25 protein-coding genes are annotated in these 23668 nt (G+C 72.7%); 7 read left to right on the top strand and 18 right to left on the bottom strand.

Going from position 1 to position 23668, the window contains the following annotated elements; all coding sequences use genetic code 11:
• The first annotated feature begins 40 nt into the window (after positions 1–40).
• From DWB68_RS04505 to DWB68_RS04515, 3 genes are read left to right on the top strand one after another with little or no spacing between them, the layout of a single operon-like run.
• Positions 41–469 (top strand): HIT family protein, encoded by a 429-nt coding sequence (locus DWB68_RS04505; RefSeq protein WP_119423952.1) that lies wholly within the window; start codon positions 41–43, stop codon positions 467–469.
• On the top strand, positions 466–1389 hold the full coding sequence (locus DWB68_RS04510; RefSeq protein ID WP_119423953.1) for an EamA family transporter: 924 nt from the start codon (positions 466–468) through the stop codon (positions 1387–1389). The genes DWB68_RS04505 and DWB68_RS04510 overlap by 4 nt, the downstream gene beginning before the upstream one ends.
• A 10-nt stretch (positions 1390–1399) precedes the next feature.
• Positions 1400–1744, top strand: coding sequence for a VOC family protein (locus DWB68_RS04515; protein ID WP_119423954.1), 345 nt, complete (start codon positions 1400–1402; stop codon positions 1742–1744).
• 63 nt (positions 1745–1807) lie between these two features.
• Here DWB68_RS04515 and hrpA read toward each other — a convergent pair whose 3' ends face one another.
• A complete protein-coding gene (gene hrpA / locus DWB68_RS04520) occupies positions 1808–5980 on the bottom strand; it encodes an ATP-dependent RNA helicase HrpA (protein WP_119423955.1) in 4173 nt (1390 codons plus the stop codon).
• A gap of 77 nt (positions 5981–6057) precedes the next feature.
• Positions 6058–6741, bottom strand: coding sequence for an NADPH-dependent F420 reductase (locus DWB68_RS04525; protein ID WP_119423956.1), 684 nt, complete (start codon positions 6739–6741; stop codon positions 6058–6060).
• A 125-nt stretch (positions 6742–6866) separates the two neighbouring features.
• Between DWB68_RS04525 and DWB68_RS04530 the strand changes: the two genes are divergently transcribed.
• Positions 6867–7556 (top strand): SDR family NAD(P)-dependent oxidoreductase, encoded by a 690-nt coding sequence (locus DWB68_RS04530; protein ID WP_158588206.1) that lies wholly within the window; start codon positions 6867–6869, stop codon positions 7554–7556.
• A 21-nt stretch (positions 7557–7577) separates the two neighbouring features.
• Here the strand turns inward: DWB68_RS04530 and DWB68_RS04535 are convergent, their stop codons facing one another.
• Positions 7578–7952, bottom strand: coding sequence for a hypothetical protein (locus DWB68_RS04535; RefSeq protein ID WP_147391574.1), 375 nt, complete (start codon positions 7950–7952; stop codon positions 7578–7580).
• Positions 7953–7985: 33 nt separating this feature from the next.
• Here DWB68_RS04535 and DWB68_RS04540 point away from each other — a divergent pair, with 33 nt between their 5' ends.
• Positions 7986–9305: an FAD-binding protein gene (locus tag DWB68_RS04540; protein WP_119423959.1), complete on the top strand. Its 1320-nt coding sequence runs from the start codon at positions 7986–7988 to the stop codon at positions 9303–9305.
• Positions 9306–9378: 73 nt separating this feature from the next.
• Here the strand turns inward: DWB68_RS04540 and DWB68_RS04545 are convergent, their stop codons facing one another.
• From DWB68_RS04545 to DWB68_RS04580, 8 genes are all read right to left on the bottom strand, one after another.
• Complete coding sequence (locus tag DWB68_RS04545) at positions 9379–9807, bottom strand: hypothetical protein (protein ID WP_119423960.1); 429 nt, start codon at positions 9805–9807, stop codon at positions 9379–9381.
• Positions 9808–9832: 25 nt separating this feature from the next.
• Positions 9833–10843 carry an ABC transporter substrate-binding protein gene (locus DWB68_RS04550; RefSeq protein ID WP_119423961.1) on the bottom strand — a complete coding sequence of 337 codons (1011 nt, stop codon included), beginning with the start codon at positions 10841–10843 and terminating at the stop codon, positions 9833–9835.
• 120 nt (positions 10844–10963) lie between these two features.
• Positions 10964–11782, bottom strand: coding sequence for an amino acid ABC transporter ATP-binding protein (locus DWB68_RS04555; RefSeq protein ID WP_119423962.1), 819 nt, complete (start codon positions 11780–11782; stop codon positions 10964–10966).
• A complete protein-coding gene (locus DWB68_RS04560; RefSeq protein ID WP_119423963.1) occupies positions 11779–12894 on the bottom strand; it encodes an amino acid ABC transporter permease in 1116 nt (371 codons plus the stop codon). Before DWB68_RS04560 ends, DWB68_RS04555 begins: the two co-directional genes overlap by 4 nt.
• Positions 12891–13511, bottom strand: a complete 621-nt coding sequence (locus DWB68_RS04565; RefSeq protein WP_119423964.1) for a GNAT family N-acetyltransferase — start codon at positions 13509–13511, stop codon at positions 12891–12893. The genes DWB68_RS04560 and DWB68_RS04565 overlap by 4 nt, the downstream gene beginning before the upstream one ends.
• Positions 13508–14851 carry an NtaA/DmoA family FMN-dependent monooxygenase gene (locus DWB68_RS04570; RefSeq protein ID WP_119423965.1) on the bottom strand — a complete coding sequence of 448 codons (1344 nt, stop codon included), beginning with the start codon at positions 14849–14851 and terminating at the stop codon, positions 13508–13510. The genes DWB68_RS04565 and DWB68_RS04570 overlap by 4 nt, the downstream gene beginning before the upstream one ends.
• On the bottom strand, positions 14852–15949 hold the full coding sequence (locus DWB68_RS04575; RefSeq protein ID WP_119423966.1) for an LLM class flavin-dependent oxidoreductase: 1098 nt from the start codon (positions 15947–15949) through the stop codon (positions 14852–14854). It abuts the gene before it with no gap.
• Complete coding sequence (locus tag DWB68_RS04580; RefSeq protein ID WP_119423967.1) at positions 15946–17958, bottom strand: FAD/NAD(P)-binding protein; 2013 nt, start codon at positions 17956–17958, stop codon at positions 15946–15948. Before DWB68_RS04580 ends, DWB68_RS04575 begins: the two co-directional genes overlap by 4 nt.
• Positions 17959–18123: 165 nt before the next feature.
• On the opposite strand from DWB68_RS04580, the gene DWB68_RS04585 reads away from it, so the two are divergent.
• A complete protein-coding gene (locus DWB68_RS04585; RefSeq protein WP_119423968.1) occupies positions 18124–18723 on the top strand; it encodes an HAD family hydrolase in 600 nt (199 codons plus the stop codon).
• Here DWB68_RS04585 and DWB68_RS04590 read toward each other — a convergent pair.
• The 3 genes from DWB68_RS04590 to DWB68_RS04600 are packed head-to-tail and all read right to left on the bottom strand — an operon-like array spanning position 18693 to position 20344.
• Entirely contained in the window at positions 18693–19043 is a 351-nt protein-coding gene (locus DWB68_RS04590) for an ArsR/SmtB family transcription factor (protein WP_119423969.1), read from the bottom strand. The genes DWB68_RS04585 and DWB68_RS04590 overlap by 31 nt on opposite strands.
• Positions 19033–19464, bottom strand: coding sequence for an SRPBCC domain-containing protein (locus DWB68_RS04595; protein ID WP_119423970.1), 432 nt, complete (start codon positions 19462–19464; stop codon positions 19033–19035). Before DWB68_RS04595 ends, DWB68_RS04590 begins: the two co-directional genes overlap by 11 nt.
• Before the next feature lie 58 nt (positions 19465–19522).
• The gene (locus DWB68_RS04600; RefSeq protein WP_119423971.1) at positions 19523–20344 is read right to left on the bottom strand and encodes an SDR family NAD(P)-dependent oxidoreductase; all 822 of its coding nucleotides are present in this window, start codon (positions 20342–20344) and stop codon (positions 19523–19525) included.
• Positions 20345–20576: 232 nt separating this feature from the next.
• On the opposite strand from DWB68_RS04600, the gene DWB68_RS04605 reads away from it, so the two are divergent.
• Positions 20577–21665, top strand: a complete 1089-nt coding sequence (locus tag DWB68_RS04605) for an ABC transporter substrate-binding protein (protein WP_119423972.1) — start codon at positions 20577–20579, stop codon at positions 21663–21665.
• Between the two features lie 70 nt (positions 21666–21735).
• Here DWB68_RS04605 and DWB68_RS04610 read toward each other — a convergent pair whose 3' ends face one another.
• The 4 genes from DWB68_RS04610 to DWB68_RS15930 all read right to left on the bottom strand — a co-directional run bounded on the left by DWB68_RS04610 (position 21736) and on the right by DWB68_RS15930 (position 23591).
• Positions 21736–21990 (bottom strand): hypothetical protein, encoded by a 255-nt coding sequence (locus DWB68_RS04610; protein WP_119423973.1) that lies wholly within the window; start codon positions 21988–21990, stop codon positions 21736–21738.
• 66 nt (positions 21991–22056) lie between these two features.
• Complete coding sequence (locus tag DWB68_RS04615) at positions 22057–22572, bottom strand: hypothetical protein (RefSeq protein WP_147391575.1); 516 nt, start codon at positions 22570–22572, stop codon at positions 22057–22059.
• 71 nt (positions 22573–22643) lie between these two features.
• Positions 22644–23204 (bottom strand): dihydrofolate reductase family protein, encoded by a 561-nt coding sequence (locus tag DWB68_RS04620; protein ID WP_119423975.1) that lies wholly within the window; start codon positions 23202–23204, stop codon positions 22644–22646.
• Positions 23205–23291: 87 nt separating this feature from the next.
• Positions 23292–23591 carry a hypothetical protein gene (locus DWB68_RS15930; protein ID WP_147391576.1) on the bottom strand — a complete coding sequence of 100 codons (300 nt, stop codon included), beginning with the start codon at positions 23589–23591 and terminating at the stop codon, positions 23292–23294.
• Between the last annotated feature and the right edge of the window lie 77 nt (positions 23592–23668).

Here is a 23668-nt window from a genome sequence, read left to right on the forward strand (position 1 = left end):
GCATCCACCCCCACCGCACCACCGGCAGGAGAGAACCCCCATGGCCACTCTGTTCACCCGCATCATCTCCGGCGAGCTGCCGGGCCGCTTCGTCTGGCAGGACGAGCACTGCGTCGGCTTCCTCTCGATCGGCCCGCTCAGCGCCGGACACACCCTCGTGGTGCCGCGCCAGGAGATCGACAAGTGGACCGACGCCCCGGCCGAGCTCGTGGCGCACCTGAGCGTCGTCGCCCAGATCATCGGCAAGGCCCAGGTCGCGGCCTTCGGCGCCGAGCGCGCCGGGTTGGAGATCGCCGGCTTCGAGGTGCCGCACCTGCACCTGCACGTGTGGCCCGTGAACTCGCTCGCAGACTTCGACCTCTCCCGCGCCCGCACCGATGTGCCGGCCGAGGAGTTCGACGCCGCCCTGCACACCCTGCGGGCGGCGCTTGTGACGCAGGGGCACGGCGAGTTCGTGCCGCAGGCGTGAGCGCTCCCGTCTCCGAGGAGCGCCGGGAGGGCGCCCGCCCCGCTGCACCGCAGCGCGGCGCCGTGCTCAAGGCCGGCGGCTTCGTGGCCCTGGGCTCCTCGGCCCTGCAGGTGTCCTCGGTCATCGCGGCAGGCCTCTTTGCTGCGCTCGGCCCGTTCGAGACCTCGGGCCTGCGCCTGCTCATCGCCGCCGCCCTGCTGCTCATCGTCTTTCGGCCGCGCCTGCGCGGGCGGTCCCGCGCCGATTGGTTCGGGATCGTGGGCTACGGCGTGGCCATGGCCGCCATGAACGCGTGCCTGTACGCGGCGATCGACCGGATCCCGCTCGGGATCGCCGTGACCCTCGACTTCCTCGGCCCGTGCGTCGTGGCGCTCGCGGCGGCGCGCCACGTGCGCGAGGCGCTGTGCGCGCTGGGCGCCTTCGCGGGTGTGCTGCTCATCTCCCTGGGCCCGGGCGGCTACTTCGACCCGCTCGGCTACGCCTTTGCCCTCGGCGGCGCGGTGTTCTTTGGCCTCTACACGGTCATGGCCTCGCGCGTCGGCAAGGCCGACGGCGGCCTGGGTGACCTCGCGCTCTCCGTGGGCGTCGCCGCGGTGCTCACGCTGCCCGTCTCGCTGCCGCACCTCGCCTCCGTGACGGCGCCCCAATGGGGCCTGCTCGCCGTGTCCGCCGTGCTCGGCGTGGCCTTCACGTTCACGATGGACACGCTGGCCGGCCGCGTCGCGGATGCCCGCGTGGTGGGCACGTGGTTTGCCTTGGATCCCGTGCTCGGCTCGCTCGCCGGACTGCTGTTCATGGGCCAGGCGCTCACGTGGAGCGCGGGCGCGGGCATCGTGCTGGTGGCCGCCTCGGGCGCACTGCTGGTCTGGGTCGCGGGGCGGCGGACGCCGAGCCTTTCGCCGGACGGGGCCGTGCACTAGCGTTCCCAGAATGACTCTGAACCTCGCGCTCGTCACGATCGACTCGGCGGATCCGATCCGCCTCGGCACGTTTTGGGCGGAGGTGCTCGGCGCCCGGCTCCAGGAATCCGGAACGGGCGCCTTTGTCATGCTCGGCGAGGGCCAGCCGGGCCTGGCCTTCCAGCTCGTGGACGAGCCGACGCCCGGCAAGAACAAGCTCCACCTCGACTTCGCCACGAACGACCTGGCGGCGGAGGAGTCCCGGCTCCTGGAGCTGGACGCCGAGAAGATCGGCGAGTACGGGGACGTCGGCTTCCGCTGGATCACCTTCGCCGACCCGGACGGGAACCTCTTCGACGTGGCCATCGAGAACTAAGCGCAAGGGCCCGCCTCCCCGGGAACGGGAGGCGGGCCGCCGCGCGTGCGCCGGGTGCGGGGCTCAGCCCGTCAACCCCTCCTTGATGGCGGCGCGGATGCGCTTGGGGGAGACCGAGTAGGCCGTGCCGAGCTCCTGGGCGAACAGCGAGACGCGCTGCTCCTCCAGCATCCACTTCACGGGCAGCAGCTTGGCCGGGTGGGCCGCGCCGGCCGGGGTCCGGTCCAGCGCCGCGTCGTACTCGTCCTCGAGCTCCTGGATGATGTCCAGGCCCTGCAGGTCCTTGGTCAGGGCGCCGGCGATGACCTTGTCGAGGCGGCGCTCCACGGCCGTCAGGTAGCGCGGCAGATGGGCCAGCTGCGCGTACCCCGTGGAGGCGACGAAGCCCGGGTACACGAGCCCGCGCATCTGCGAGCGCACGTCCTCCACGGTGTCCTTCAGCGCCTCGCCGCTCATGCCGGAGAGCTTGTTCGTGATCCGCACCGAGGAGGCGAGCACCTTCTCCACGGTCGAGGCGACCGAGAAGACCGTGTCGATGATCTCGGCGCGCACGAGGTGGAAGAGCGAGGTGAACTCGGACTTCATCATGGGCAGGACGGGCGGGAGCAGCTTGTCGATGCCGGCCCACGTGCAATCGCGGATGAGCGATTCGACGGTCCCGTGCGGCGACTGGCTGAAGGCCAGCTTTTCCTTGTTGTTGAGGTGATCGAGCACGTAGCGTTGCGGCGAGGGAACCGTGAGCTGCAGCAGACGGATGACGCCCTTCCGGTGCGCCGCCGCCTGCTCGGCCGGGTTGCGGAAGACCGTGAGGTCCACGCTCTCGCCGCGGTCCACGAGGCCCGGATAGGCCGTGATCTGCTGGCCCTTGACGGTCGTGACGACCTTCTCGGGCAGCTTGCCGTGCTCGCCCAGGTCGTCGGGCCACGAGGTCAGGCCCGTGCGGTGCCAGGGATTGGTTGCCTGCTTGCCGGAGCCCGGCTTGCCCTGCACGACGTCGCGGCCGCCCTGAGCGCCACCGGTGCCCCGGGCGCCGTTCCCGGCCCCGCGCCCGCCGGTGCCGGCCGGCGAACCCGGCCGCCCGCCGTCGTGCTTCGGGGCGCCCGGCTTCCCTGCCGCCGCGTTGAGCTTCTCGGCGCTGGTCCCGAGGGAGGCGGCGATGGCGCGGCGGTTCTCGCCGGCCAGCTTGGCCTGCAGGGTCGCGAGGTCGCGCGAGGCGCCGAGCACCTTGCCGCGCTCGCCGATGACCTCGAAGGAGGGGCGCAGGTGGTCGGGGATGCGGGAGAGGTCCCAGGAGCCGGGCGGGATGACGAGGCCCTTGAGCCGGCGCAGGACCAGCTCGAGCGCGGGCAGGAGGTCGTCCGTGGAGGGGTCCGCGTCCTCGGCCAGCGCCGCGACGGCCTGGCGCGCCACGTCGGGTGCGGGCACAAACGACTTGCGCACGGCCTTGGGCAGCGACTTGATGAGGGCGGTGACGAGCTCCTCGCGCAGTCCCGGCACGCCCCAGCGGAAGCGCTCGGTGTCGAGCTGGTTGAGGAAGAGCACGGGCACGCGCACGAACACGCCGTCGGCGGTGGCGCCCGTGGGGTCGAACTCGTAGCGCAGCTCGAGCTGCAGCGAGCCGTGGTTCCACGTGCGCGGGTACGCGTCGGAGTCCAGCTCGTCGGCGTCGGCCTGCAGCAGTTCCTCCGGGTCGAAGTCGAGCAGCCAGCCGTTGACCGAGCGCTCCTTCTTCCACCACGCGTCGAAGCTGCGCTCGTCCGTGACGTCCTGCGGCAGGCGGGCGTCGTAGAAGTCGAAGAGGTCCTCGTCGGAGGCGCGCAGATCGCGGCGGCGCAGGCGGGCCTCGAGCTCGTCGATCTCCTTCAGGCGATCCCGGTTGCGGGCGAAGAAGGCGTGGCGGGTCTGCCAATCGCCCTCCACGAGGGCGTGGCGGATGAAGAGCTCGCGGGCCAGGCGCGGGTTGATGCGGGAGAGCTGGATGACGCGGTCGGCCACGACGGGCACGCCGAAGACCGTGACCTTCTCGTGGGCCAGGCACGCTCCCTGGCGGCGGGACCAGTGCGGCTCGGAGAAGGACTTCTTCACGAGGTGCGGGGCGACCTGCTCCACCCAGTCGGGGTCGAAGCTCGCCACGGTGCGGGCCCACAGGCGCGAGGTTTCGACCAGCTCGGCGGCCATGGCCCACGTCGGCTTCTTCTTGAAGAGCGCCGAGCCGGGGAAGATCGCGAAGCGCGTGCCGCGGGCACCCGCGTACTCGCGCTTGCGCTCGTCCCACAGGCCGATGTGGCTCACGAGGCCTGAGAGCAGGGACTGGTGCACGGCGTCGTGCTTGCCGACGGGGTCCACCTCGCGGCCGGGCACGCGCATGCGCAGCGGCTTGACGATCTGGCGCAGCTGGTTGAAGAGGTCCTGCCACTCGCGCACGCGCAGGTAGTTGATGAACTCGGACTTGCACAGGCGGCGGAAGGCCGAGGAGGAAAGTTCCTCCTGCTGCTCCTGCAGGTAACGCCACAGGTTCAGATAGCCCGTGAAGTCGGAGTCCTTGTCCACGAAGCGGGCGTGGAGCTCCTGCGCGCGCTGGCGCTTGCCCGACTCCTCGGTGGGCCGCTCGCGCGGGTCCTGGAGCGAGAGGCCGGCGGCCAGCACGAGCACCTCGGTGGCGCACTCGCGGCGCCCGGCCTCGAGGATCATGCGGCCCAGGCGCACGTCGACGGGCAGCTGGGAGAGCTCGCGGCCCGTCTTGGTGATGGCGCCGCGCTTGCCCTCGCCCACGGCGCCGAGCTCGCGCAGCAAGGTGATGCCGTCGTTGACGGCGCGCGACTCCGGCGGCTCCACAAAGGGGAAGTTCACGACGTCGGCCGGGTGCGCCACGACGCCCATGGAGGACATCTGCAGGATGACCGAGGCGAGGTTGGTGCGCAGGATCTCCGGGTCCGTGAACTCGGGGCGGGAGGCGAAGTCCTCCTCCGAGTACAGGCGGATCGCGATGCCGTCGGACACGCGGCCGCAGCGGCCCGAGCGCTGATTGGCGCTCGCCTGCGAGATGGCCTCGATGGGCAGGCGCTGGACCTTGGTGCGGTGGCTGTAGCGCGAGATGCGGGCCACGCCCGTGTCGATCACGTACTTGATCCCGGGCACGGTCAGGGAGGTCTCGGCGACGTTGGTCGCCAGGACGATGCGGCGCTTGGCGCCGGGGCGGAACACTGCGTGCTGCTCGGCCAGCGAGAGGCGCGCGAAGAGCGGAAGCACCTCGGCGTCGCGCAGGCGCGGGTGGCGCGGGGTGAGTCCGCGCAGGGCCTCCGCCGCGTCGCGGATTTCGCGCTCGCCGGAGAAGAAGATGAGGATGTCGCCGTCGGCCTCGCGGGAAAGCTCCACCACCGCGTCGCACACGGCGTCCACCATGTCGCGGTCCTGGCCGCTCGCACCCGGCTCCAGCTCGTCGCCGCCGTCCTCGTCGTCGGGGGAGAGGGGGCGGTAGCGGATCTCCACGGGGAAGGTGCGGCCGGAGACCTCGATGACGGGCGCCGGGCGGACGTGGGTCACCGTGGTGCCGTTTTCGCGGACCTGGATCTCGTTGGCCGGGAGCTCGACGACGCCGTCGTCCTTCGGCGCCACGTCATCGGCGTGGGCGGGCACGGCGGTGCCCGACGGCGCGTGGCCGGGCGCCGAGGCCGGGGTGCCGAAGTGCCTGGCGAAGCGATCGGGATCGATCGTGGCCGAGGTGATGACCACCTTGAGGTCCGGGCGCTCGGGGAGGATGCGCTTCAGGTGGCCAAGCAGCACGTCGATGTTGAGGCTGCGCTCGTGGGCCTCGTCGATGATGATGGCGCCGTAGCGCGAAAGCAACTTGTCGTGCTGGATCTCGGCCAGCAGGATGCCGTCCGTCATGAGCTTCACGCGGGTCTCGGAGGAGACCTCGCCCGTGAAGCGGACCTGGAAGCCCACCTCCTGGCCGATCTGCACGCCGAGCTCCTCGGCGATGCGTTCGGCGACGGTGCGCGCGGCGAGGCGGCGGGGCTGGGTGTGGCCGATGACGAGCCGGCGGGGCTTGCCGTCGCGGCCCTTCACCTCGGCGTCGAGGCCGAGCTCGAGGAGCATCTTGGGCAGCTGGGTGGTCTTGCCCGAGCCGGTCTCGCCGGCGACGACGACCACCTGGTTCTCGCGGATGGCCGCCATGATGTCGTCGCGGCGGGCTGAAACGGGGAGGGCCTCGGGATACGTGATGGTGAGCGCCATAGCGCTCCCCAGTCTAGTGCTGGCGTCAATCGCCCCCGCGCTCGGGCGTGTCGGGTGGCACCGCTCCGCGCCGGCGCTCAGAGCAGGTCGAGCGAGCGAGCGTGTTCGGCCGAGCGAACTCCGAGGCCGTCGCGACCCGCGGCGTGGTCCCACGGGCCGGAGGCCTCGATGAGCGCCGCCTCGGCGATCCCCCCGACCCGCACCGGAACCCAGCCTGTCGCCCCCAAGGCGGCCACGGCATCGTCGTCGTTCACCGCGTTGGAGACATACGGCAAGGGGGCACCGGCCGCCGCCCCGGCGACCAACGCCGCCGAGCGGACGTGGGTGAACGCGTGGACGTGCCCCGTCCCGGCCGGCAGAAGCTCGGCCACGGCGGCGGCCGCCGAGCCGCCGGGAACGTAGTGGGCCAGCTTGGGGCCGAGGGCCGTCATCTCGTAGGGATTGGAGATGTCGAGCACCGTGCGGCCGGTGAGCACGGGACGAAGGGCTGTCAGCGTCTCGGCGAGCGGGGTGCCCCACGGCAACGCCGGGACCAGGATCGGCGCTGCCAGTGTCGCCTCCTCCGCGCTGCCGGCGGTGCTCACCAACGCGTCGGGGTGCTCCTCGAGCACGTCCTCGAGGAGCCAGCCGAGGCGCTCCTCGCTCCTGGCCCAGACGGTTAAGGGCACGCCGGCCGCGGCCCACAGCAGGGCGAGCTGCGTGGCCATCTCGCCGGAGCCGAGGAGGGCCACACCGAGGGAGGAGGGGGAGGTCGATGCCACGATGCGGCCTTCACTGCAGGGGCGGGTTCGAACGCCCCAGGCTATCCCTTGGGCGGTCCGCCGGGGAGAATGGTGCATCGGAACACCGATACCAGACGCACGTGAAGACACGCAGGGGGACGCGCATGGCGGGGCAAGTGGCGGGCAAACACGTCGTGATCGTGGGGGCGAGCAACCCCACGGGGCTGGCCATCGCCGCCGCCTTCGCGGAGGCGGGCGCCGTCGTCGATGTGCTGGCGAGGACCCCCGAGCAGGCCGAGCTGATCGGCCTGAGGCTCGGCGCGCACCCGGCGGTGCATGCCTCGGCCCTTGACTATGCCTCCGACGCGGCGTTGACCGCCGCCGCCGAGAGGATCGAGGGGCAGCGCGGCCCCGTGGACCACGTGGTGGTGTGCCTGCGCTACGGCGGAAGGGGAGACGCCGTCTGGGGCGGCGAGGGCGAGATCGGCGAGGTGTACTCGGCCATGGCCCGCGCATGGCTTCCCCGGATGCCAGAAGGCGGTTCCTTCCACTTCCTCATCTGCGGCGACCGTCCGTCCGTGGGGCTGAAACCCCAGGGTCCTGCGCTTGTGAGCCGGCACGAGGCGTGCGCGGCGGCCTGCGGCGACCTGCGCCGGGTGTTCCTCGTCGCCGCCGGGCCGGAGGACGCATCGACGGCGTCCGCCACCGTGGGGCTCGCTGGCGACCCCGGGCGGGGCTCCGAGAAGATCGTCATGCCCGGGGCGTTTGTCGGCGACCCGGGGTGGGAGGCGTTGCTTGCGGCGCGGGCCCAGCTGGACACGCGCCTCGAGCAAGGCCAGGCTCACGAGGCCTGAGGCGCGCAGGCCCCCGGCTGCTCAGGCGGAGCGACGCTCGGGGCCGTCGAGGGCCTCGATCTGCTCGGGGTCGGCGGCGGCGCGGCCCCAGCGACCCTGGATCCGGTTGAACGGGCCACCGATCTCCAGCTCGGCCGAGCGGGAGATGTCGCCTGCGTACCAGGGCTGCCAGCCGGTGAGCTCGAGGACGGGGCGGATGCGCGCGGCCGTCTCGTCGGAGTCGGCGAGGAATGGCAACACGGCCGGCGGCGTCTTGTCGGCGGCGGTCAGGATCGCGGCGGTCGGGACGTTGGGGAAGACCTTGATGTGTCCCGTCCCGGCGGGGAGCAGGGTCGCGACGAACTGGCCCGCCGAGCCCTCGGCGGGCTGGCGCATCATGATGCCGACGGGCGTCACGTCCAGCGGGTTGGAGATGTCATCGACGAGGACATGATCACCGCCGACGAGGTGGGCTTCGTCTCCGCGGCCTACGCGGCGGCGGGGAGCGCCTCGGGCGAGGCGACCCTGCGAGATCACGAGGACGTCACCCGCGAGCTCGGCGCGGCCGGCTTCCAGATCGTTTCCACGCGGGGCGAGGACACCGCCCGCGTCCCGGCCGGGTGCCCGGAGCTGCCCTCCGAGCTGCGGGACGCCGTCGTGGTGCCGGGCGAGTCCCGCTACCAGCGCGTGCGCTCGAGCTACATGGCGGTGGGTCACCCCACCGCCGTGGTCATGGCGCGCACGGAGAACGACGTCGCGGCGGCGCTCGCCCCGCACGACTTCGTGCTGACGAGCGGGAACATGGGCGACACCGGCGTGGGCGGGCTCGCCACGGCGGGTGGCCTGGGGTACTTCGCCCGCTCGCAGGGCATGACCCTCGATCGCATCGAGCGCGTGCGCGTGCTCACGGCGGACGGCCAGATCCGCTGGGTGGATGCCACGACCGACCCCGAGCTGTTCTGGGCCGTGCGCGGCGGCGCCACCCAGGCCGGCATCGCGCTGGACTTCGTGTTCCGGGCGCAGCCGCTGCACACGCGGGCCGGGAACGCCTCGGTGGTGCACCAGGGCATCCAGTACCTCGTGGATGACCTGCCGCGCTTCACGCGCGATTGGGGCGACTGGATCTCGCAGGCCCCGCGCGAGCTGGAGGGCTTCCTCATGGTGCAGGCCATGGGCGGCGGGCGCTTTGCCGCCCGGGCCACGAATGTGTGGGCCGGGGACGACACAGGGGCCGCGACGCCCACGCTGCGCTCCGCCCTGGACCTGGCCGGCGTGATGGAGCAGAACGCTCAGGTGGTTCCCTACGTGCACGTGGTGCCCACGCCGCGCAGCCCCCACCTGGGCCAGCAACGCATCCACATGCGCGACGTCCTCGTGGATCACGCCAACGAGGAGGCAGGCGAGGCCATGGCGCAGGCCCTGGCCCACGAAGCCACCGCGGTGGGCGAGCTGCGCGCGCTCGGCGGCGCCGTGGCCGACGTCGCGGTGGAGGACACGGCCTGGGCCGGGCGCTCGCAGGAGCTGCTCATGGGCACGTGGGTGCACCCCGTGGGCCTCGCGTCGGAGGACGAGTCCTTCGCCCCGCTGCAGGCGATCGGTACCGGCACCTACGGCGCCTACTCCTCCGACACCCGCCCGGCGGCCGCGGAGCTGGCCTGGCCCGGGGCCACGGGCGAGCGCCTGCGCGCTGTCTCCGATCGGGTGGACCCGGAGCGGCGCTTTGACCGCGGGCTCGTGCTGCCCAAGCTCCCGGTGACCGCCGGCGCCTGAGCGTCCCGCGTTCCGGAGGACGAACGGCCCGGCCCCCGCGTGGGGAGACCGGGCCGTCGTCGTGGTCAGGCGCCTAGAGCGACATCCAGCAGTAGAGCTTCCAGCCGCGGGCCGCCGCGTGGGTCGCCAGCCCAGCCAGCCCGGCGATGACCTCGGCGAGGTCCGCCGGGTTGGCACCCTCGAGCTCCTCGGTCTGGGACCAGGGGAGGGCCGCCTCGGCGCACCTGGGCGCCTGGGCCGCGGCGAGCGCCGCGGCCACCGTGCCGGTGAGGCTCACGACCCAGCACTCCCCGCCGTCGGCCAGCAGGTGGCCGGAGCGCGGGTCGTCCTCGACCTCCTCGTAGGGGCGGCCCGTGAGGATCGACTCGAGGGTGCCGAGCTGCACCATCGGGTCCACGCCCGCGTCGAGGACGAGCGAGGTGTCGGGGAAGCTCTCCCCGTCGATGGCCGCGGCGGCCGCCTGGTCGTCCTTGGCGGCAAAGTACGTGTAGAGGTTCCCCATGCGCCCCACCCTAGGGGCTGGGGACCTACTTGCCCACGGACTTCGGGATGCCGGCCGGGTTGATCTCGGAGGTCTTGAGGCCCTCGGAGTTCAGCCCCCAGCGGGTGAGCACCTTGGCGTAGGAGCCGTCCTTGATGGCGGCGTTGAGCACGGTGTTGATGGGCTTGATGAGCTTGTTGCCCTTCTTGGTGCCGATCGCGATGGGGGCGGTGGCGGGCCAGCCGCCCTCGATGGTGCCCACGAGCTTGCGGCCGGGGGCCACGGCCACCTGGTACAGCGCGGTGGGGTTCGGGCCGAGGTAGCCGTCGATGCGGCCGGAGTCGATCGCGAGGTAGGCGGCGGCAAAGTCGTCGTAGTAGATCAGCTCGGCCGGCTTCTTGCCCGCCTTCTCCAGGTCCTTGTTCCACTGCAGCAGGACCTTCTCCTGGTTGGTGCCGGAGGAGACGGAGAGCTTCAGGCCGGAGACGTCCTCGGCCTTCGTGATCGAGGAGACCTTGGAGGACTCGGCCACCACGAAGCCCAGCAGGTCCTGGCGCGTCGAGGAGAAGTCGAAGAGCTCCTTGCGTTCGTCGGTGACGGTGACGTTGGAGGAGACGATGTCGTACTTGCCCGATTGCACGCCGAGCGGCCAATCGGCCCAGGAGACGTTGACGACGTTGAGCTCGAGGCCCAGGCCGTCGGCCACGAGCTGCGCCACGTCGACCTCGTTGCCCACCGGGGTCGTGTTGTCGTCGGAGGCGAGGGCGGAGAGCGGCGGGGCGCTCGCCGAGGTCGCGACCGTGAGCTTGCCCGGGGTGACGGGCGTGAAGCCGGACTCCTTGAGCTGGGCCACGGCCTCGGCGACGGGCTGCAGCCGGACGCGGTCCTTGTTGGCGGCGGCGCTCAGGTCGAAGGGGCTCGAGGCCGCGGCGCGCTCGGGTTCGGTGCCGCGCTGGGCGTTCACCCCGGCGACGATGCCGGCGGTGGCCCCGCCGAGGACGAGGAGCCCGGCGGCGGAGAGGGCGAGGGTCTGCTTGGTGGAGAGTTTCTTGGCCATGATGGCTCGGCCTTTCGTGAGGGCGCGCTCGCTCGCGCCGGGCCGCCGTGGGCGGCGCCGGCGTTGAGCGGACGGCACGAGGTGATGAAGGGGTGGGCGCCGCTGCGGCGCACCGATGACTTAGAGGACGCGGGAGACGAAGTCGCGCGTGCGCTGTTGGGTGGGGTGAGAGAGGATCTGCTCCGGCGTTCCCTGCTCCACGATCTCGCCGCCGTCCAGGAAGACGATGCGGTCGGAGACCTCGCGGGCGAAGCCGATCTCGTGCGTCACGATGAGGAGCGTGGTGCCGTCACCGGCCACCTCGCGGATCACCTCGAGCACCTCGCCGACCAGCTCGGGATCCAGCGCCGAGGTGGGCTCGTCGAAGAGCAACACCTCCGGCTCCAGGGCCAGCGCCCGGGCGATCGCCACGCGCTGCTGCTGGCCCCCGGAGAGCTGGCGGGGGAACTTGTCCCCGTGACCCTCGAGGCCCACGCGCGCCAGGAGCGCCCTGGCCCGTTCCGTCGCCTCGGCCTGGGAGAGCCGCTTGAGCGACACGGGAGCGATCGCGATGTTCTCCACGGCCGTCAGGTGCGGGAACAGGTTGAAGTGCTGGAAGACCAGGCCCACCTTGGTGCGCCGGCGCAGCACCTCCCGCTCGGGCAGCTCGTGCAGCGCCCCGCCGCGCAGGGCGTAGCCGATGTACTCCCCACCCACCGTGACGGAGCCGGAATCCACCGTCTCCAGGTGGTTCACGGTGCGCAGCAGCGTGGACTTGCCGGAGCCGCTGGGACCGATCAGGGTGACGACCTCGCCGGCCGCGACCGTGAGGCTCACGTCGTTCAGGACCTGGGTCCCGGAGTAGGACTTGCTCACGGCGTCGATGACCACCTCGGCGCCGGTGCCGCGGCCGGCGCCGGCCGGGGCCGAGGAACGGGGCTGCAGGACGGGCGCGCTCATCGCGTGACCCCCTGCGTCTCGGTGGCGAGCGCAGCGGCGGCGGCGCTTCCCGCCGAACCCGGCGGCGGCGCCGTCGTGCCCTCCGAGGCGAGCGAACGCCACCAGCGGGCCAGCGCCCCGCGCACGCGCTGCAGCGGCGTGGGCGGCAGCACGCGGGAGGTGCCGTGGGCGAAGCGGCGCTCCACGTAGTACTGGGCGATGGAGAGCAGCGTGGTGATGAGCGCGTACCAGACGCAGGCCACGAGCAGCAGCGGGATCACGCGGCCGTTGCGGTTGTAGATGACCTGGACCGTGTAGAAGATCTCCGGCAGCGCCACCACGAACACCACGGAGGTGCCCTTGATGAGCCCGATCACGAGGTTGAAGGCGTTGGGAAGGATGGCCCGCGCCGCCTGCGGCAGCACGATGCGGAAGAAGCGCACGGTGGCTGGCAGGCCGAGGGCCGCGGAGGCCTCGAGCTGGCCGGCGTCCACGGAGAGGATGCCGCCGCGGATGATCTCGGAGGCGTACGCGGCCTCGTGCAGCGAGATGCCGATGAGGGCGGCCGCGAAGGCCGTGATGGTCAGCGTCGTCTGGAATTCAACGAGCCAGTAGTCGGTCGTGAAGGGCGTACCCAGGCCCAGCGTGGGGTAGAGGTAGCCCAGGTTGTAGAAGACCAGGATCAGCACCACGAGCGGGACCGAGCGGAAAAACCACACGAAGGCCCAGGCCGGCGCGGAGAGCAGCGGCGACGGGGAGAGGCGCAGCACGGCAAGCACCGTGCCGAGCGCGAAGCCGAGGATCGTGCCGAGCACGGTCAGCAGCAGGGCCAGGCCCAGGCCGCTGAGCACGACAGGCGCGAAGAAGTACTCCGCAAAGACGCCCCATTCGTAGCGGGGATTCGTGGCGAGGGAGAACAGGAACTGGGCGGCAAGGAAGGTCAGGAGGGCGGCGGTCACCCAGCGCCCCACGTGCTTGCGGCGCACCACGGGCAGGGCGGCGCGGGCGGTGTCGGGGGAGGTGCTCGACGGCGCGGGCCCGGGTCCGTGGCCCGGCGCGCCGTCGGGGCGGGGCTGGCCCGCCGCGAGCGGCGTCGTGTCCCGCGCTGCGCGCGGGTTGACGGTGGCGGTCATGCGATCTGCTCCTTGGATGAGGCCGGGGTGGCGGTTACCGCCCCGGGATCGATGGGTTGACCGGCGCGGTGCGCGCCGGGGTCTGGGGTCAGCAGGTTCTTGCTGAAGGGGTGGGGCACCTGGTTGGCGGGGTAATGCTCCGGGTCGAAGCCCGGCGTGTAGCCCGTGCGCAGGTACAGGGCGACGGCCTCGGGTTGGGCGGGGCCGGTGGTCAGGTAGATCCGGGAGTATCCGAGGTCGCGGGCGCGCTCCTCGAGCCTGGCCATCGTGGCGGCCGCGAGGCGCCGGCCGCGCTGGTCGGAGCGGGTCCAGACCCGCTTGACCTCGGCGGTGCTCTCGTCGAAGCGCATGAACGCGCCGCCCGTGAGCGGCTCGCCGTTCTCCTCGTAGACCAGGAAGGTTCCCTCGGGTGCCTCGAAGCGGTGAGCGGGGTAGCGCTCCACCTCTTCGCGCGCGCTGTGCGGGGACCCGCCGAGGGAGTCGCCGTAGCGCTCGTGGTACTCGCGGACGAGGTCCTCGAGCAGAATCTGCACCGAGGGGTCGGAGACGGGGGCGATGCGCCAGGTGCCCGGCAGTTCTTCGGTCCGGGGCCTCCCCTCTGCCAGTGCGCGGCTCATGCGCTTCTCCCGGGGGCGGCCGCGGCGGCGTCGGGCGAACCCACGCCTGGCGGATCGGCGGGCAGGCCGAGGCGCTCGCGGAGCGTCTCGCCCGGCGTGTACTCGGTGCGGAAGGCGCCGAGGTCCTGCAGCTCGGGGATGACGGTGTCGACGAAGCCGTCGAGGCCCGTGGGCGTGAGGTGCGGGACCAGCACAAAGCCGTCCGACTGGCGGTCGGCGACGGCCTCGGCGATCCCGAGCGCCACCTGATGCGGCGTGCCGATGAAGGAGGGGCGGGCCGTGTTCTTGATGATGAGCTGGTGGGCCGAGAGCCCCTCGCGCTGGGCCTGCGAGCGCCACTGATCCGCCACGGCCTTCGGATCCTTGAAGTGGCGCACCTGGCCCTGGCGGATCACGCCCTCCTGCACCGGATCGAAGCTCGGCAGCGGGCCGTCCGGGTCGAAGCCAGGCAGCGCCTGGCCCCAGAGCTGCTCGATCGTGTTGATGGCGGTGGCGGCCGAGACCTGCTGCGCTGCGATGCGCTCGGCGTTGTCGGCGGCGTCGGCGAGCGAGTCGCCCAGGACAAAGCCGGCGCCCGGCAGGATCTTGAGCGAGTCCTCGGTGCGGCCCACCGAGGCCAGGCGGCCCTTCACATCGGCGTAGAAGGCGCGCCCGTCGGCGGGGTTGGAGTGCCGCGAGAAGATCACCTCGGCGTTGGCGGAGGCGAAGTCACGCCCGGCCGGGGAGTCTCCGGCCTGCACGATGACGGGGTAGCGCTGCGGGGAGACGGGCTGGCGGACCGCCGCGTCCACGTCGAAGTGCTTGCCGTGGTGGCTCACGTGCGCCACGCCGTCGGCGGCGGCGTCCCAGAGCCGCTTGGCGAGGCGCACAAACTCCTCGGAGCGCTCGTAGCGCTCCTCGTAGGGGAGGTAACCGCCGCGGCGGAAGTTCCCGCCGTGGAAGGCGTCGGGGCTCGTGACGACGTTCCAGCCGACGCGGCCGCCGGAGAGCGCGTCCACGGTGGCGAGCTGGCGGGCCAGCTCCACCGGCTCGTTGAAGGTCGTGGTGAGGGTGCCGACGAGGCCGAGGTGCTCCGTCACGCCGGCCAGGGCGGCCAGGATCGAGAGCGTGTTGGGGCGGCCGGCGACATCCAGTTCGAGGATCTCGCCGTTCTGCTCGCGCAGGCGCAGGCCCTCGGCCAGGAAGAAGTAGTCGAAGAGGCCGCGCTCCGCTGTCTGGGCGAAGTGCTTGAAGGAGGCGAAGTCGATCTGGCTGCCGGACTCCGGGGCGCTCCAGACGGTGTTGGCGTTGACGCCGGGGAAGTGGGCCACGAGGTGGACGGGGCGGAAGGGCGTGCTCATTTAGATGGCCTCCTGGAGGCGGAGTTGGCGGGCGGCGGCGTGGGGGTTGAGGGCGGGGGAGAGACCCAGCGCGGCGCGGAGGGTGGTGCCCGACGCCGCGTGGCTGGGCAGGGGGACGGCGTCGCCGAGCGCCGCGAGGAGCGTGGAGACGGCCCCGGGGGCCGCCTGGCCCGCGTCGAGCCGGAGGCTCACGCCGGCGACGGCGAGGCAAGCCGAGCGGGCGGCGCCGAGCGCCTCGGCGATCGTCGCCGCCGGCAGCGAGGCCGGGAGGGCGAGCCAGAGGGCCGGGGCCGCCTCGGTGGCCCCGGCGGAGCGCTCGGCCGCCGCCTCGGCGAGCACCGCGTCGGCGAGGGCACGCACCGGGTTCAGCCAGCCGGCGTCGGGCACCGTGGAGGCGCCCCCGTCCGGGGCGAGGAGCGCGACGTCGGCGCGCTGGCCCGCCAGCGCGGCCTCGGCCGCCGTGCTCACCGTGACGAACACGGGCGGGCGCCCCTGGGGCGAGCGCGGGGTGATGGAGGCGCCCTCCACCGTGAAGGTCTCGCCGGCGAAGGCGGCGTCGTGGATCCGGTTGCGGTCCAGGAAGCGGCCGGTGGACACGTCGCGGATGATCGCGTCGGGTTCCCAGCTCTCCCAGAGCCGATCGATGGCCTCGAGGCTGTCCGAGGCGTCGGCCAGGAGCGCGCGCTCGCCGGTCCCGGCGCCCGCCGCCGCCCAGCGCTTGCCGGACGCGGCGATCTCGGCCGCCGAGGGCGTGCGCAGCGCCAGGCCGGCCCGGCCGAGGGAGGCGTGGTCGAGGGTCTGGGCCGCCGTGGCGGTGTGGAAGGGCTCCGTGACGGCGCTCGGCACCTCGACCACGAGGCCGAGGCGCGAGGTGAGCGGGCCGAGTGAAGCGGCGGCGAGCGAGGCGTCGAGCCCTCGCGGGCCGTGGTCGGCGTCGGCCACGAGCGCGTCGCGCAGGATCAGCGCCGTGGCGCCGCCGGCCTCGGCGGCCTGGGCGAGGGCGCTCAGGGCGGCCAGCGGCGCGGCACCGGCGGGAAGATCCGCGGTGTCGATCGAGAGGGCGAGGTGCGGGGGCTGGGTGGTCTCGGGGGTGCTCATGCTGTCTCCAAGGCGGTGGGGAGGTGGGCGGGGGCCGGTGCCCGGCGGTGGGCCGCGTGGTCGGCGGCGAGGGTCTCGATGATCGAGGCGGCCGCGGCGTCGGTGGTGCGGAAGGGCAGGGCGTTGACGCCCGGCCGGGAGAAGGCGCCGGCGTCCGGCGTGGAGGTGGCGGCGCCGAGCGCCCAGCGGCGGGCGAGGAATCCACCGGCGGCGGCGCGGACGCGGGCCGTCGCGGGGTCCACGTCGATGCGACGCCCGGCGAGGGCGGCCACCGCCGCGAGATCGGCGAGGGCCGGATTGCTCGAGGCCTCGGGATCCATGCGGGGCAGCCAGGCGTCGACGAGGGCGCGGGCCGTGGTGCCCTGGGCCACCGCCGGGCTGTGGGCCCGGAAGGAGCCGCCGTCGGGCGAGAGCTCCACCTTGAGGTCGGGGCCGAGGAAACCCACGACGCCGGCCTCGACGAGCGCGAGCAACTGCTCGAGCCGCTCCGGCGGCGGGCCGGAGGTGAGGTAGGAGGCAAACGACTGCCACGTGGTCGGGAGCGACTCCTCGCGGGAGCGGCGGTTCCACAGCGTCGACGGCGCGCCGGCCAGGATCACGTGCACGCCGAGCACCGCGTGGAACACGGCGAGCGAGGCGCTGTGGGCCTGGTGGCGGTGCTGCTTCAGGTCCGTGAGGATGTGGCCGCTCAGGATCGAGTCAAGCTCCGCACGGGTGGCGACGGTGAGGCGCTCGAGCGGGCGGTCCCACTCGCTGACGTGGAAGCGATCGATGTCCTCCGGGGCCGCCTGCAGGAGGTGGCCGCGCAGGGCGGCGGAGTCCCACGCCGTGGTGAGGATGACCTCGCGGGTGCGCTCCCAGGTGCCGCGCGTGCGCTCCGGGTGGGCGTGGAAGAGCTCGCGGTAGTGGGCCAGGTGCAGCTCGGTCGCGATGAGCGGCCAGGCGTCCTGCTCGAAGTCCCAGGTGGCGCCGGCGGCCACCGCGGCGGCGACGCGCTCGGCCGTGAACACCTCGGGCTCCGCCGGGGCGTGATCGAGCTGCTGCAGCGACTTGCTGCGGTAGGGGACGCCGCGGCGGGAGCCGAGCAGCAGGCGCGGCTCGCGACCGGAGGGGAGGTAGCGCAGTGCGGCCTTGGAGGCCGGGAGGAGCTCGTGCCCCTCCACGGGCACAAAGCGCCCGCCGCGGCCCTGGGCCAGGAGCACCACGAGGTCCACCGCCGCCAGGCCGAGTCCGCGAACGATGACGTCCTCGCCGGGCAGCAGGTCGGAGTAATCGACGTCGGCGGTGTAAGCCGGGCGGTGATAGGTCAGGCCGGCCGCGCGGGCTGCCGTGGCGAGCCCGGCCTGCGCGCGGGTGGGCTCGGTCTCGGTGTGGCCCACGGTGTAGATGACGGCGTCCGCGGTCAGCGTCACGCCAGAGGCCAGGTGGACCGTCTCCGGGCCCTGGCCGCCGGCGGCGGACTCGACGCGCTGGACGGTGTCCTCGTGGACGTGCACCGTGACGGCCGCCGGAAGCCCGTCGAGGAGCCGGCGCGTGGCCCACTCGAGGTAGGCGTGGTGGAGGCGGCGGCTCGGGAAGTCGTCGGGGGAGAGCGTGAAGAGCTCGCGCTCAAGCACGATATCGAGCGGGGAGACCGTGCTCAGCTCGCCCTCGCGGACGGCTGAGACCCACTCGGCCAGGGACGGGCCCGTCGTGGCGGGGCGGGCAAGCGTCGCGTCGGCGTCGGCGAAGATCGTGACGTCGCGGGCCGTGGAGTTCAGGCGCAGCAGCGGCGACTGCCCGCCGCGCCAGATGCGGCCGGCGCCGACGGGGTAGGGATCCACGAGGTGCACGGCGAGCTGCGTGGCGGGATCGCGGTGGGCGAGCAGCCGCTCCAGGAGCATGAGGGCCCGGGGGCCGGCTCCGATGAAGACGAGTGCGTTGGACTGCCGCCCGGACTGGGGACCCGGGGCGAATGCGCCGGTGTCCCGGCCCCCGAGCGGCTGCTGGGTGGGGGCTGGATTGACCATGCATAGAGCCTGGCCCGCGTGGGGTGGGACCCGCCAAGTTGCGGCGAAGGTGGTCCCGCAGTGACGTTGTGTGACGTTTCGAGCCGACCGTTCGTGTCGGGGCGCGTCGCCAGAGCGCGGCGAGCCGCGACGCACGGGCGCAGGGGCGCGGCTACGTTCCTGGTCATGATCCGTTGCGTCCTCTTCGACCTCGACGGCGTGCTGCGCCACTTCGACGCCGGCTTCGTCGCGCGCGTGGAGGCCGAGCACGGGCTCCCCGCAGGGGCCCTCGATGCCGCTGCGTTCGAGCCGGCCCTGCTGTACGCCGTCACGACCGGCGCCATCACGCGCAGTGCGTGGGTGAGGCAGGTCGGCGAGGCGGTGGGAAACCCGGCGGCGGGTGAGGCGTGGGGGCGTCAGCCTTTCCACGCCGATGAGGCCATGCTCAAGCTCGCCGACGAGCTACGTGCTCAGGGGACCATCGTCGCGATCCTGACGAACGGCACCGACACGATCGACGCCGAGCTGGCGGAGAGCGGGATCGCTGCCCGCGTGGATCGGGTGTTCAACTCGGCCACCATCGGCGCGGCCAAGCCCGACCCGGCGGCGTTTGAGCACGTCCTGGCGGCGCTGGGGTTTGAACCGTCCGAGGTGTTCTTCACCGACGATTCACGCCACAAGCTCGACGGTGCGACGCGGCTGGGGCTGGTCACCCACCTTTTCCGAGGGGTCGGCGGCTTGCGGGCCGCGTTGCGTCAGTCCTCGGCGGCCCCGCCGGGGCCCTGAGGCGGTGCCTCGGCGGCGGCCTTGAGCAACCCGAGCTGCGTGTCCCAGGACGCTGAGGCGGCCTCGAGCCACCGCGCCGCATCGGAGGCCACCACCGCCTGCACGCGGTAGACGGACTCGCGCCCCGCGGTGGAGGCCGTCACCAGCCCCGCCTCGCGCAACACGGCCAGGTGCTTGGCCGTGCCCTGTCGGGTGATGGGCAGCTCGTGGGCCAGCTCGGTGACGCCGCTCGGGGCCGCGGCCAGGCGGCCGAGGATCTCGAGCCGCAGTGGATCGGCGAGGGCGTGGAAGGTGCGCACGAGCGCCGCGTCAACGGGCACCCGGGGCCCCCTCCGCGGCGGTGCGGGCGAGGCCCAGCTCCTCGCCCCAGCCCTCCACGTTGGCGCCGTAGTTGCGCGCATGCGCCTCGGGGCTCATGGCGGCGAAGCCGGTTTCGGTGACGCGGACGGTCACCACGCCGGGCGCGGCGTCGAACAGCACGAACTCGACGGTGGTGCGCGGCACGTCGTCCCCGCCCGGATGCCACGTGAAGACCGCGCGCTCGAGCGGCTCGAGGGCGAGCACCCCCACGGCGAAGGCGCCGAGCTCGGGGTCCGTCACGAGGCACTCGTCGCCGCAGCGCTCAATCCTGTCTCCGCCGAGGGCCCCGTTGTTGATCCACCACCCGGGTTCGGAGACCAGGCCCCAGACCCGCTCGCGCGTGGCATTGATGTCGATGGACGTTTCGATGCTGTCTCTCATGCAACCAAATGGTTGCCTATGCGGAGACGGCGGTCAAGACCCAGCGGCGCCGGGACCGCTATGCGAGCCACCCCCGCGTGAAGCCGAGCACGCGCTCGCCGTCGGTGTCCGCGAGCGAGGCGGAGACGAACGCCGTCGCCCCGTCCGAGCTCTGGTACCTGAACACGGGCGAGGGATCGCAGGCTGCCTCGGCGATGGAGGCTCCCGCGGACTCGGCGCTCTGCGCCGCGGCAAACGCCGCCTCGGTCCGGCGGTAGTAGGCCGGGAGCAGCTCCGCGTAGGGGCCGTCCTCCACCTCGGGACGCACGGCGTTCTTCACGAAGGAGGTCGCCACGGCGCCGGGCTCCATGACGCTCACGCGCACGCCGAAGCGCTCGGCGACCGGCGCGAGCGATTGCATGAAGCCCTCCAGCGCAAACTTGGCGCCGCAATAGGCGTCGGCGAAGGGCTGGCCCACGGCGCCGCCCACGCTCGTGACGGACAGAATGCGCCCCTGCCCGGCCGCCCGCATCCCGGGCAGCACGAGCTTGGTCAGCCGCACCGGGGCGAGGTAGTTCACCTCGATCTGCTCCTCGATGGCGCTCATGTCCAGCTGCTCGGCGGTGCCGACCATCCCGAGGCCGGCGTTGTTCACGAGCACGTCGATGCCCCCGTACTGCTCCTGCACCGCCGCGACGACGTCGCGGCTCGCCCGTTCATCCGTGATGTCGAGGGCGCGGAGGTCGACGCTCACGCCGGCCTCGGCCGCCGCGGCACGCAAGGCGTGCGCGGCGTCGGGCCGGCGCAGCGTCGCGATGACGCGGTGCCCGCGGCGGGCGAGGTCGATGGCGGCAAAGAGGCCCATGCCGGAGGACGTTCCGGTGATCAGCGTGGTGGTCATGGGGCGGAGCGTAGGCGCGGCGCGTGTGACGCGCGAGGGTGACGGGGCACCCAGCAGGGAACTCACAGCCCCCGAGCGTGACGGTGCGTGACGCCGGCGGTCCCCGCGCAACGCGGCCCGCGCGCCGGCCGCGCCGGGCCCCTAGCGTGATCGGAGGCGCGGCACCCCGCCGCGTCAGACCCCCTGAAGCAGGCGACGCCTGCCAGCACAATCTCTAGCCGGAGGTGCCCTCATGTCCCACACGGACCCCGCACAGACCCAGCCCGCCTTCCCACCCAGCGAGGAGGCAGGACCCAGCCAGGCCTCGCGCCGCACGCTCTCGCCCAAACAGCGCCTCGTGGCCGGGATCGGCGCCCTCGCCGTCGTGGCAGCCGCCGTGGGCGGCACGGCGCTGGCACCGAACCGCCCGACGTCGGGCGGGGACACCCAGCGCGCCGCCGCCACGGCGGCGGCCTCCCATGGGCTCGACACCTCGGCGGCCCAGGAGGGCCGCGTGCACCTCGACCAGGTGCCGGCGGCCGTGCAGCAGCTCAAGGACTCCGGCTTCACGCCGATCCACGCGGGGGAGCTCACGGTGGCAACGACGGGCGCCAGCGCGCCGATCTCGTTTACGGCGGACGACGGCAAGACGCTCATCGGCTCGGACGTGGACGTGGCCCAGCTGATCGCCGACGGCCTGGGCCTGAAGCTGCGCGTCGAGACGACGGCGTGGGCCGACTGGCCGCTGGGCGTGCAGAGCGGCAAGTACGATGTGGTGCTCTCCAACGTGGGCGTGACCGAGGAACGCAAGGACCTCTTCGACTTCGCGACCTACCGCCACGGCCTGCACACCTTCCTCGTGACGAAGGGTCCGCCGCTCAAGGACGTCAAGGAGGCCAAGGACATCGCAGGCCTGAAGATCGTGGTGGGCTCCGGGACCAACCAGGAGAAGATCCTGACGGCGTGGAACAAGGCCAACGAGAAGGCGGGCCTGGCCCCGGCCGAGCTCGTCTACTACGACGACCAGTCGGCCGCGCTGCTGGCGCTGAAGTCCGGCCGCGTGGACGCCTCCTTCGGACCCAACCCCACGTCGGTGTACCAGGCGCAGGTGGATCCCGAGCTACGCACCGTGGGGCGCGTGAACGCCGGCTGGCCGGACAACTCCGACGTGGGCGTCGTGACGGCCAAGGGCAACGGGCTGGTGCAGCCGGTCGCCACGGTGCTGGAGGCCGCGCGGACCTCGGGCAAGCTCACGGCGGCGCTCACGCGCTGGCAGCTGCAGGGCGAACAGGTGGAGAAGACCGAGGTGAACCCGAAGGGCCTGCCGCGCCAGACCAAGTAGGCGCGACGCCCGCGACGGGCAAGCGAACGAGCCGCCGGACCCTTCGTGGGTCCGGCGGCTCATGCCGTTGTCAGTGCCTGTGGTCCGGGCGAAACTGCGGATCGCCCGGGGAGTAGCTGCTCAGGCGCCGGACGGCGTCGTAGCGGACGGCGCCGCCCACGACGGCCACGAGAGAACCGACGAGGAAGAGGAGCGGGCCGAGGGAGCTCTGCGCGCCCCACGCGGCGACGAGGCCGATGACCACGAGGCAGACGCCCAACGCGATGATCGCGTGGGCTAACGTCACGACGCCCTGTGTGGGGAGCCTCCTGATGTGCGTCTCCATGGGCCAACGCTACGGCTCGGGCAGTGTGCTGTCATCGTCCGCTCGGCTGATCAGCCAACGCCAGCGTCACTCGAGCCGGATCGTCAGATCGGCCTGGCCGATGCCGTGGTCCTCGCTATCGGTGAGCTGCCATTGGGCCTCGAGGATGTCCTTGGCCAGCCGCACGCCGCTGGCGTCGTTGACCTCGACCTGGATGTAGTCCCAGCGCTTGGGGAGTGCCGTGCCCGCGCGCAGCGTGGAGCGGTTGGCCCCCGATTCGAAGGTGCTCAGGCGATCGGTCGCGAGGCTCGGGCCGTCGGGGCAACCCGCGCCGTCTGTGGGTGGCAGGCACACGGTCACCGAGGCGACGTCGGCCAGGCGAGCGTTGTCGCCGTTCACGAACACCTCGAGGGAATAGCTCCGGCCGCCGTGCGTGCTGGGGTGCGGCTCGGGGTGTGCCGTGCTGGTGCCGTCGGTGGGCACCCCGGGGATGCCGGTGCCGGAGCACGCGGCCAGGCCGCGCGCCGCCGTGAGCGCGTACGCGAGCAAGGCCGCTGGTCGGCGGGCGGACGGTGTGCTGCGTAGCTGATTCCCCCGGATCATGCTGCGAAGCTAGCCCACGGCGGGCCTCAGGGGAAGGGCAGTCCCGCCGTGCCGGAGGCGGGGAGGGGCACTCAGGTCGGCCGTGCGACGTCGTACACGAGGCGGGCGAAGGGCCCGGCCTGCCGGGCCTCCACGAGCGTGAGGCGCTCCGCGCCCAGGGAGCGGGGGAGGACGGCGTGGCCGTCCTCGAGGGTGGCCGGCGCCAGCGTGAGGGCCACGCGATCCAGCGCCCCGGCGTCAGCGAAGCGACCCACGAGCTCGCCGCCCCCGAGGATCCAGACGTCGCCGTCGCCGGCCGCGGCGCGGATCGCCTCGAGGTGATCCGCCGGGTCGCCGGAGACGATGCGCACGTCGGCGCCCTCGGGGACGGGGAGCTCGCGCGAGCTGAAGACGAAGGTGGGGCGGGAGCCGTGGAAGGTCTGCCAGCGCTCGGGGTGGGCCAGGATGTCCTCGTTCTTCAGGACCCACTCGTAGGTGTGGGAGCCCTCCACGAGCACCGAGATGTTCTCGGGGAGGAGGGTGGGGTCCGGTTCCTCGGCTCCGGGGACGGCGAAGAGCCACTCGAGGGAGTGGTCCTTCGTGGCGAGGAAGCCGTTGAGCGTGCAGGCCGTGTCGAAGATGAAGCGGGGCATGGACCGAGCCTACGGGGAGGGCCCGACGGCGGGTGGTTGGAGGGGCGGACCCGGCGCCGACCGCTCCGCCCCTCCACGCGCCATCAGCTAGTTGGTGGTGCAGAGGCCTTTGGCGTTCTTACGGAAAGCCTTCGCAGCGCTTTTCGCGGTTCCGGATCCCGTTGCCGGGGTGTAACCCGCGGGGTACCTGAAGGTGGCAACACCGTACGCGCGATAAGCGCGCTTCTGCGATACGCAACGAAGATCGCCGCCCACGCGCGCTGAACCATTGCCCTTGGCCGTTGACGTCTTCCCTAGTCGCTTGCCGTCGGTCATGCGCGAAGCCAGGTTGATCTTGGTTCCCTTGGCGTTGGGACCCGTGCACTTGACGATGAGGTGAGCATTCACGGCTCTTCCTACTTCAGGTGGGGGTGGGTCAGTCCGCCGCCGATGAGGAGCATGCGTAGTCGGTAGTGCTCGCGGTT

This window comes from Galactobacter valiniphilus (assembly GCF_003575975.1).
Taxonomy (GTDB): Bacteria; Actinomycetota; Actinomycetes; order Actinomycetales; family Micrococcaceae; genus Galactobacter; species Galactobacter valiniphilus.

What these genes read in the sequence shown, in the direction of transcription:
- DWB68_RS04505 (WP_119423952.1), top strand. Translation starts at nt 41, where the DNA reads ATGGCCACTCTGTTCACCCGCATCATCTCCGGCGAGCTGCCGGGCCGC.
- DWB68_RS04515 (WP_119423954.1), top strand. Translation starts at nt 1,400, where the DNA reads ATGACTCTGAACCTCGCGCTCGTCACGATCGACTCGGCGGATCCGATC.
- hrpA (WP_119423955.1), bottom strand. Translation starts at nt 5,980, where the DNA reads ATGGCGCTCACCATCACGTATCCCGAGGCCCTCCCCGTTTCAGCCCGC.
- DWB68_RS04530 (WP_158588206.1), top strand. Translation starts at nt 6,867, where the DNA reads ATGGCGGGGCAAGTGGCGGGCAAACACGTCGTGATCGTGGGGGCGAGC.
- DWB68_RS04540 (WP_119423959.1), top strand. Translation starts at nt 7,986, where the DNA reads ATGATCACCGCCGACGAGGTGGGCTTCGTCTCCGCGGCCTACGCGGCG.
- DWB68_RS04545 (WP_119423960.1), bottom strand. Translation starts at nt 9,807, where the DNA reads ATGGGGAACCTCTACACGTACTTTGCCGCCAAGGACGACCAGGCGGCC.
- DWB68_RS04550 (WP_119423961.1), bottom strand. Translation starts at nt 10,843, where the DNA reads ATGGCCAAGAAACTCTCCACCAAGCAGACCCTCGCCCTCTCCGCCGCC.
- DWB68_RS04555 (WP_119423962.1), bottom strand. Translation starts at nt 11,782, where the DNA reads ATGAGCGCGCCCGTCCTGCAGCCCCGTTCCTCGGCCCCGGCCGGCGCC.
- DWB68_RS04560 (WP_119423963.1), bottom strand. Translation starts at nt 12,894, where the DNA reads ATGACCGCCACCGTCAACCCGCGCGCAGCGCGGGACACGACGCCGCTC.
- DWB68_RS04565 (WP_119423964.1), bottom strand. Translation starts at nt 13,511, where the DNA reads ATGAGCCGCGCACTGGCAGAGGGGAGGCCCCGGACCGAAGAACTGCCG.
- DWB68_RS04570 (WP_119423965.1), bottom strand. Translation starts at nt 14,851, where the DNA reads ATGAGCACGCCCTTCCGCCCCGTCCACCTCGTGGCCCACTTCCCCGGC.
- DWB68_RS04575 (WP_119423966.1), bottom strand. Translation starts at nt 15,949, where the DNA reads ATGAGCACCCCCGAGACCACCCAGCCCCCGCACCTCGCCCTCTCGATC.
- DWB68_RS04580 (WP_119423967.1), bottom strand. Translation starts at nt 17,958, where the DNA reads ATGGTCAATCCAGCCCCCACCCAGCAGCCGCTCGGGGGCCGGGACACC.
- DWB68_RS04585 (WP_119423968.1), top strand. Translation starts at nt 18,124, where the DNA reads ATGATCCGTTGCGTCCTCTTCGACCTCGACGGCGTGCTGCGCCACTTC.
- DWB68_RS04595 (WP_119423970.1), bottom strand. Translation starts at nt 19,464, where the DNA reads ATGAGAGACAGCATCGAAACGTCCATCGACATCAATGCCACGCGCGAG.
- DWB68_RS04600 (WP_119423971.1), bottom strand. Translation starts at nt 20,344, where the DNA reads ATGACCACCACGCTGATCACCGGAACGTCCTCCGGCATGGGCCTCTTT.
- DWB68_RS04605 (WP_119423972.1), top strand. Translation starts at nt 20,577, where the DNA reads ATGTCCCACACGGACCCCGCACAGACCCAGCCCGCCTTCCCACCCAGC.
- DWB68_RS04610 (WP_119423973.1), bottom strand. Translation starts at nt 21,990, where the DNA reads ATGGAGACGCACATCAGGAGGCTCCCCACACAGGGCGTCGTGACGTTA.
- DWB68_RS04615 (WP_147391575.1), bottom strand. Translation starts at nt 22,572, where the DNA reads ATGATCCGGGGGAATCAGCTACGCAGCACACCGTCCGCCCGCCGACCA.
- DWB68_RS04620 (WP_119423975.1), bottom strand. Translation starts at nt 23,204, where the DNA reads ATGCCCCGCTTCATCTTCGACACGGCCTGCACGCTCAACGGCTTCCTC.